This is a genomic window from Actinosynnema sp. (assembly GCF_052038725.1).
Window position 1 is genome coordinate 1 of sequence record NZ_JBQGCX010001453.1, and the last position, 7,566, is coordinate 7,566.

At 74.0% G+C, this 7,566-nt stretch carries 7 protein-coding genes; all 7 read left to right on the forward strand.

Annotated features, from left to right (window positions below; genetic code table 11):
* Window positions 1–356 precede the first annotated feature (356 nt).
* Genes ACTUAL_RS30700 through ACTUAL_RS30730 form a run of 7 tightly spaced genes read left to right on the forward strand, consistent with a single transcriptional unit; the run spans window position 357 to window position 7,042 of the window.
* Window positions 357–1,304: an NAD(P)-dependent alcohol dehydrogenase gene (locus ACTUAL_RS30700; protein ID WP_440902679.1), complete on the forward strand. Its 948-nt coding sequence runs from the start codon at window positions 357–359 to the stop codon at window positions 1,302–1,304.
* Between the two features lie 58 nt (window positions 1,305–1,362).
* On the forward strand, window positions 1,363–2,385 hold the full coding sequence (argC, locus tag ACTUAL_RS30705; protein ID WP_096496290.1) for an N-acetyl-gamma-glutamyl-phosphate reductase: 1,023 nt from the start codon (window positions 1,363–1,365) through the stop codon (window positions 2,383–2,385).
* The gene (gene argJ, locus ACTUAL_RS30710; RefSeq protein ID WP_096496289.1) at window positions 2,382–3,554 is read left to right on the forward strand and encodes a bifunctional glutamate N-acetyltransferase/amino-acid acetyltransferase ArgJ; all 1,173 of its coding nucleotides are present in this window, start codon (window positions 2,382–2,384) and stop codon (window positions 3,552–3,554) included. Before argC ends, argJ begins: the two co-directional genes overlap by 4 nt.
* Window positions 3,551–4,453 carry an acetylglutamate kinase gene (argB, locus tag ACTUAL_RS30715; RefSeq protein WP_096496288.1) on the forward strand — a complete coding sequence of 301 codons (903 nt, stop codon included), beginning with the start codon at window positions 3,551–3,553 and terminating at the stop codon, window positions 4,451–4,453. The genes argJ and argB overlap by 4 nt, the downstream gene beginning before the upstream one ends.
* The gene (locus ACTUAL_RS30720; RefSeq protein WP_440902680.1) at window positions 4,450–5,613 is read left to right on the forward strand and encodes an acetylornithine transaminase; all 1,164 of its coding nucleotides are present in this window, start codon (window positions 4,450–4,452) and stop codon (window positions 5,611–5,613) included. The genes argB and ACTUAL_RS30720 overlap by 4 nt, the downstream gene beginning before the upstream one ends.
* Before the next feature lie 5 nt (window positions 5,614–5,618).
* Complete coding sequence (gene argF / locus ACTUAL_RS30725) at window positions 5,619–6,551, forward strand: ornithine carbamoyltransferase (protein ID WP_096496287.1); 933 nt, start codon at window positions 5,619–5,621, stop codon at window positions 6,549–6,551.
* The gene (locus ACTUAL_RS30730) at window positions 6,548–7,042 is read left to right on the forward strand and encodes an arginine repressor (RefSeq protein ID WP_015804155.1); all 495 of its coding nucleotides are present in this window, start codon (window positions 6,548–6,550) and stop codon (window positions 7,040–7,042) included. Before argF ends, ACTUAL_RS30730 begins: the two co-directional genes overlap by 4 nt.
* Window positions 7,043–7,566 lie beyond the last annotated feature (524 nt).

Consider the following 7,566-nt stretch of genomic DNA (forward strand, 5'->3'; position numbering starts at 1 on the left):
TCCCGGCGCTCGTCGACTCCCAGCGCTCGTCGAGTCGTGGGGATCGTCGAGCGGCGCAGGCCCGTTCTTCTTCGTCGTCGGCGAGGCGGTGGGGTCGCTTCGCTGCCGGACCGCTGGTTCCGGCGGTTCGCGCCGCGCGTCGCCCGCATCGGGACCGGGGCGCGTCCGGGCCTGGGGGGTCGCCATCGCGGGCCGGGGTTCGCGCCTGTGTCCGTCTAACCGAGTGCTGCCGCCTGGGCGGGGGCTTGAGCGGATGTGCCTCAACCGCTCGGGAGCCGGGGCTGTGGCGTTGAACCTGCTTCACGAACTTGATCGCAACAACCACGTGGGTCATGAGCTGAGGGGGAGTGGGAGCGGTGAGAGCTGTCGTGCAGGACGCGTACGGCATCGCTGGGGTGCTGCGGGTCGAGGAGGTTCCCGAGCCTGAGCCGGGTGAGGGGGAGGTGCTGGTCCGGGTGCGCGCGGCGGGCGTTGACCAGGGCGCGCGGCACCTGGTGACCGGTGAGCCGGGGGTGGTGCGGCTGGCGCTCGGGGTGCGGCGGCCGAGGCACCGGGTGCCGGGCGCGGACCTGGCCGGGGTGGTCGAGCGGGTCGGGGGCGGGGTGCGCGGGTTCGAGGTGGGTGACGAGGTGCTCGGGGTGGGGCGTGGCGCGTTCGCCGAGCTGGCGCGCGCGTCGGCCGACCGGATCGTGCGCAAGCCCGCGTCGCTGACGTTCGCCGAGGCCGCCGCCCTGCCGATCTCGGGGGTGACCGCGCTGCAGGCCGTGCGGGGGCGGGTGGGGGAGCGGGTTCTCGTGCTCGGCGCGTCCGGCGGGGTCGGGTCGTGCGCGGTGCAGCTCGCCAAAGCGCTCGGGGCTCGGGTGACCGGGGTGTGCTCGGGCGGCAAAGCCGGGTTCGTGCGCTCGTTGGGGGCCGACGAGGTCGTCGACTACCGCGAGGCCGAGCCGAGTGGGCGGTACGACCTGGTCGTGGACACCGGGGGCAGACGGCCGCTGCGCGCCCTGCGGCGGCTGCTCACCCCGCGCGGCGCGCTCGTGATCGTCGGCGGCGAGGGCGGGGGCACGGTGTTCGGCGGGCTCCAGCGGCAGCTCGGGGCGCTGCTGCTCAACCCGCTGGTCCGGCAGAGCCTGACCTGCCCCGTCTCGCTCGTCGGCGCCGAGGACCTGCGCCTGCTGGTCGGGTTCGTGGAGCGCGGGCAGCTGCGCGCGCCGCTCGACCGCTCCTACCCGCTGGAGCGCGCCGAGGACGCGTTGCTGCGGCTTTCCGCGGGAGGTGTGCTGGGCAAGGTCGTGCTCACCGTGTGACAGTGGTGTGACCCGAACCCCTTTGAGTGACTTTGCACAGTCGTGCATACTTATCCGCATGACGGTTCGGATCGCGGTCGCGGGAGCCAGCGGGTACGCCGGGGGCGAGCTGCTCCGGCTGCTCCTCGCACATCCCGAGGTGGAGATCGGCGCGCTCACGGCGGGCGGCAACGCGGGAGCCCCGCTGCTGGCGCACCAGCCGCACCTGCTCCCGCTGGCCGACCGGGTCCTGGAGGAGACCACGCCCGAGGTCCTCGCGGGTCACGACGTGGTGTTCCTGGCGCTGCCGCACGGGCACTCCGCCGCGCTGGCCGCCCAGCTCGGGGACGACGTGCTCGTCGTGGACTGCGGGGCCGACCACCGGCTGACCGACGCCGCAGCCTGGCAGCGCTGGTACGGCGGCGAGCACGCGGGCAGCTGGCCCTACGGCCTGCCCGAGCTGCCCGGCCACCGCGAGGCGCTGCGCGGCGCCAAGCGGATCGCGGTCCCCGGCTGCTACCCGACGGTGTCCTCGCTCGCGCTGGCCCCGGCGATCGGCCTGGTCGAGCCCGAGGTCACCGTGGTCGCCGTCTCCGGCACGTCCGGCGCGGGCAAGGCGCCCAAGGCGAACCTGCTCGGGTCCGAGGTCATGGGCTCGCTGTCCGCCTACGGCGTCGGCGGCGCGCACCGGCACACCCCCGAGATCACCCAGAACCTCAGCGCCGTCGCGGGCCGCCCGGTGAAGGTCTCCTTCACCCCGGTGCTGGCCCCGCTGCCGCGCGGCATCCTCGCGACCTGCACCGCGACCCTCGCCGACGGCGTGGACGCCGCGCAGGTCAGGGCCGCCTACCAGGCCGCCTGCGCGGACGAGCCGTTCGTCCACCTGCTGCCCGAGGGCCACTGGCCCACCACCGGCGCCGTGCTCGGCTCCAACGCCGTGCAGCTCCAGGTCACCACCGACCCCGACCTGAACCGACTGGTCGTCGTCGCCGCCATCGACAACCTCGCGAAGGGCACCGCGGGCGCCGCGGTGCAGTGCGCGAACCTCGCCCTCGGCCTGCCGGAGACCACCGGCCTGTCCACCATCGGAGTCGCACCATGATCCGCACCCAGGGCGTCACCGGCCCCCAGGGCTTCCGCGCCGCAGGTGTCGCCGCGGGCATCAAGGAGTCCGGCGCGCTCGACCTGGCGCTGGTCGTCAACGACGGCCCGAACGACGCCGCCGCCGCCGTGTTCACCACCAACCAGGTCAAGGCCGCCCCGGTCCTGTGGTCCCAGCAGGTGATCAAGGAGCGCAGGCTGACCGCCGTCGTCCTCAACTCCGGCGGCGCCAACGCCTGCACCGGTCCCGAGGGCTTCCAGGACACCCACGCCACCGCCGAGAAGGTCGGCGAGGCGCTGGCCACCGGCGCGGGCGAGGTCGCGGTCTGCTCCACCGGCCTCATCGGCGAGCGGCTGCCGATGGACAAGCTCCTGCCCGGCGTCGACGCCGCCGTCGCCGAGCTGGCGGGGACCGAGGCCGCCGGTCTCGCCGCCGCCACCGCCGTCATGACCACCGACAGCCACCCCAAGCAGTCCTGGACGCGCCACCCCGACGGCTGGTCCGTGGGCGGCTTCGTCAAGGGCGCGGGGATGCTCGCCCCGAACATGGCCACCATGCTGTCGGTCATCACCACCGACGCCGTCATCACCGGCGACGCGCTCGACGCGGCCCTGCGGCACGCCGTGACCAGGACGTTCGACCGGCTCGACGTCGACGGCGGCACCTCCACCAACGACACGGTGATCGTGCTGTCCTCCGGCGCGTCCGGGATCGAGCCCGAGGTCGACGACTTCGCCGAGCTGCTCACCGCCGTCGCGGGCGACCTGGTCAAGCAGCTCCAGGGCGACGCCGAGGGCGCCACCAAGGAGATCAGCGTGACCGTCGTCGGCGCGCGCACCGAGGCCGACGCGGTCACCGTGGGCAAGACCGTCGCCGAGGACAACCTGGTCAAGACCGCCCTGTTCGGCTCCGACCCCAACTGGGGCCGCGTCGCCATGGCCGTCGGCCGCTCCGCCGCCGAGGTCGACCCCGACCGGCTGGGCATCACCATCAACGGCGTCACCCTGTTCGCCGACGGGCACAAGGCCGCCGACCGCTCCGAGGCCGACCTGTCCGGCCGCGACATCTCCATCGTGGTCGAGCTGGGCCTCGGCGAGGGCTCCGCGACCGTGCTCACCACGGACCTGTCCCACGGCTACGTCGAAGAGAACAGCGCGTACTCGTCATGACCACACCCGCGCAGCGGCACGCCCTGGAGAAGGCGGGCGTCCTGATCGAGGCGCTGCCGTGGCTGCGGCGCTTCCAGGGCGCCACCGTCGTCGTCAAGTACGGCGGCAACGCCATGGTCGACGACGACCTCAAGCGCGCGTTCGCCCAGGACGTCGTCTTCCTCAAGCTCGCCGGACTTCACCCGGTCGTGGTGCACGGCGGCGGGCCCCAGATCGCCGCGATGCTCGGTAAAATGGGTATCGCCAGCGAGTTCAGGGGCGGCCTGCGGGTCACCACGCCCGAGGCCATGGACGTCGTGCGCATGGTCCTGGTCGGTCAGGTGCAGCGGGAGCTGGTGGGCCTGCTCAACGAGCACGGCCCCTACGCGGTGGGTCTGTCGGGCGAGGACGCGCACCTGCTCACCGCCGAGCGGCGCGGCACGGTCGTCGACGGCGAGCACGTCGACCTCGGCCTCGTCGGCGACATCGTCGCGGTCAACCCCGATGCGGTGCTCGACATCATCCGGGCCGGGCGCATCCCGGTCATCTCCACGGTGGCCCCGGACGCGGCGGGCGTCGTGCACAACGTCAACGCCGACACCGCCGCGGGCGCCGTCGCCGTGGGGTTGAAGGCCCGCAAGCTCGTCGTCCTCACCGACGTCGAGGGCCTCTACGCGGACTGGCCCGACCGCGACTCCCTGGTCGCCCGCATCGGAGCCGACCGGCTGGAGGCGCTGCTGCCCTCGTTGGACAGCGGCATGGTGCCCAAGATGGAGGCGTGCCTGCGCGCCGTGCGCGGCGGCGTGCCGCAGGCGCACGTGATCGACGGCAGGCTCGCCCACTCGCTGCTGCTGGAGGTCTTCACCTCCGAGGGCGTCGGGACGATGGTGACCGAACACGAGGAGGGGGACGGCGAATGAGCGACCAGCAGCGCTGGCAGGCCGTGATGATGGACAACTACGGCACGCCCGCACTCGCGCTGGAGCGCGGCGAGGGCGCGTTCGTGTGGGACGTCGACGGCAACCGCTACCTCGACCTGGTCAGCGGCATCGCCGTCAACGCGCTCGGGCACGCCCACCCGGCCGTCGTCGCCGCCGTGACCGAGCAGATCGGCAAGCTCGGCCACACCTCGAACCTGTACATCAACCACCCCTCCCTGGCGCTGGCCGAGCGCCTGCTCGACCTGGCCGGGGTGGACGGCGACGGCCGCGTGCTGTTCTGCAACTCCGGCGCCGAGGCCAACGAGGCCGCCCTCAAGCTCAGCCGCCGCACCGGCCGCACCAAGGTCGTCGCCACCACCGGCGGCTTCCACGGCCGCACCATGGGCGCGCTCGCGCTGACCGGCCAGCCCGGCAAGCGCACCCCGTTCGAGCCGCTCGTGCCCGGCGTCGAGCACGTCCCGTTCGGCGACGTCGCCGCGCTCGAGGCGGCGATCGACGACAGCACCGCCGCGTTCTTCGTCGAGCCCGTCCAGGGCGAGAACGGCGTGGTCGTGCCCCCGGAGGGCTACCTCCAGGCGGCCCGCCGCATCACCGCCGAGCACGGCGCGCTACTGGTCATGGACGAGGTGCAGACCGGCGTCGGCCGCCTCGGCTCCTGGTTCGCCTTCCACCAGGCCGGGATCGTCCCCGACGTCGTCACCCTCGCCAAGGGCCTCGGCGGCGGCCTGCCGCTCGGCGCGTGCATCGCGATCGGCCCGGCCAAGGACCTGTTCCAGCCCGGCCAGCACGGCACCACCTTCGGCGGCAACCCGGTGTGCTGCGCCGCCGCGCTCGCCGTGCTCGACACCATCGCCGCGGACGGCCTGCTGGAGCACGCCTCCTCGGTCGGCAAGGAGATCGCCGCGGGCGTCGAGGCGCTGAACCACCCGCTCGTGGCCGGGGTGCGCGGCGCGGGCCTGCTGCTCGGCGTGCTGCTGCGCGAACCGGTGTCGGCCGCCGTCGCCGCCGCCGCCAAGCGGGCGGGCTACCTGGTCAACCCCGTCCAGCCCGACGTCATCCGGCTGGCGCCGCCGCTGGTGCTCGACGAGGTCGACGCCCACCGGCTGGTGGCCGACCTCCCGTCCTGTCTGGAGTCCTGAACGCCATGTCCCCCCGCCACTTCCTCCGCGACGACGACCTCACACCGCAGGAGCAGGCCGAGGTCCTCGACCTGGCCGACGAGCTCAAGGCCGACCCGACCGGCCCCAAGCCGCTCGCGGGCCCCAAGTCCGTCGCGGTGATCTTCGAGAAGAACTCCACCCGCACCCGGCTCTCGTTCGAGGTGGGCATCGCCCAGCTCGGCGGCAACCCGGTGATCGTGGACGGCCGCTCCATGCAGCTCGGCCGCGAGGAGACCATCGAGGACACCTCCCGCGTCCTGTCCGGCTACGTCGACGCCGTCGTGTGGCGCACCTTCGCGCAGAAGCGCATCGAGGCCATGGCGTCGGTGTCCCGCGTGCCCGTGGTCAACGCGCTCACCGACGAGTTCCACCCCTGCCAGGTGCTCGCCGACCTGCAGACCGTGCGGCGCGTCCACGGCCGCCTCGCCGGCCTCACGATCACCTACCTGGGCGACGGCGCGAACAACATGGCGAACTCCACGCTGCTCGGCGGCGTGACCGCCGGGATGCACGTGCGCATCGCCGCCCCCGAGGCGTTCCAGACCGCGCCGTGGGTGCTGGAGGACGCGCGCAAGCGCGCCGCCGAGACCGGCGGTTCCGTCGAGGTCATCACCGACCCGCGCGCGGCCGTCGACGGCGCGGACGTGCTGGTCACCGACACCTGGACGTCCATGGGCCAGGAGAACGACGGCCGCGACCGCACCCGCCCGTTCCACCCCTACCAGGTGAACGCGGCCCTGCTCGCCGCCACCGGCGTCGAGAAGACCACCGTGCTGCACTGCCTGCCCGCGCACCGGGGCTGGGAGATCACCGACGAGGTCATCGACGGCCCGGCCAGCGCGGTGTGGGAGGAGGCCGAGAACCGGCTGCACGCCCAGAAGGCGCTCCTGGTCTGGTTGCTCGGGCGCACGTCGTGAGCAGAACCGCCCGGCAGGCCCGCATCGTGGAGCTGGTCAGCCAGAACGCGGTGCGCAGCCAGGCGGAGCTCGCCAAGATCCTCGCGGCCGAGGGCGTCGACGTCACCCAGGCGACGCTGTCGCGCGACCTGGACGAGCTGGGCGCGGTCAAGCTGCGCGGCCCCGACGGGGGAGCGCCGGTGTACGTCATCCCCGAGGACGGCAGCCCCGTGCGCGGCGTCCAGGGGGGCACCACCAGGCTCACCAGGGTCCTGGAGGAGCTGCTGGTGTCGGTCGACCACTCCGGCAACCTCGCCGTGCTGCGCACCCCGCCGGGCGCGGCGCAGTTCCTGGCCAGCGCGCTGGACCGGGCGGCGCTGCACGACATCGTCGGCACCATCGCGGGCGACGACACCATCCTGGTGGTCGCCCGCGAACCCCTCAGCGGCGCCGACCTGGCCGCGAGGGTGACGGCACTGGCCGAGCAGCGAACGGCCGAGAACGGCACGTGAGGCGGCCGGTCACCGGGACGCCCCCGCGACCTGGCTGACCCAGGCCTCACCCACCGGGCGCAGGCCAGCGGGTGTGGCCCGCTAGCTGTCGTTCGCCGGCTTCCGGGCAGCGCTCGCCAGCGGATGTCACCCGCCAGCCGTCGTTCGCCGACTGCCGGGTACCGCCCGCCAGCCGTCGGGGTCACACGCCAGCGGCCGGGTGTCGCCCACCGCGCCAGCCGTTCGCTGTTCGACAGGCCGCGTGCCTGCCTGTCGCCCGACGGCAGGCCACCGGAGCGCGGTGCGGTGCTCGCAGGACCACGAGGGTCGCCGCTCGCCGGGGACCGCGCTGCGAGCGGCGGCCACCGCCCACCGGAGCCATGCTCCGACAGGCGACCCGGCCTCTTCGACGGCCCGCACAGCCACAAGCGGCCTCGGTAAGCCGGTGTTCCACCAGACCCGCCCTGGCGGGCTGAGTTCCCGTCCGGCCCACTGCGCCGGGCCGGTGTTCCACCGGGCCTGCCCGGTGGGCGGAGTTCCCGTCC

Bases quoted from the DNA above. Each gene is read 5' to 3' on its own strand.
- argC (WP_096496290.1), top strand. From the start codon at position 1,363: ATGACGGTTCGGATCGCGGTCGCGGGAGCCAGCGGGTACGCCGGGGGC.
- argJ (WP_096496289.1), top strand. From the start codon at position 2,382: ATGATCCGCACCCAGGGCGTCACCGGCCCCCAGGGCTTCCGCGCCGCA.
- argB (WP_096496288.1), top strand. From the start codon at position 3,551: ATGACCACACCCGCGCAGCGGCACGCCCTGGAGAAGGCGGGCGTCCTG.
- ACTUAL_RS30720 (WP_440902680.1), top strand. From the start codon at position 4,450: ATGAGCGACCAGCAGCGCTGGCAGGCCGTGATGATGGACAACTACGGC.
- argF (WP_096496287.1), top strand. From the start codon at position 5,619: ATGTCCCCCCGCCACTTCCTCCGCGACGACGACCTCACACCGCAGGAG.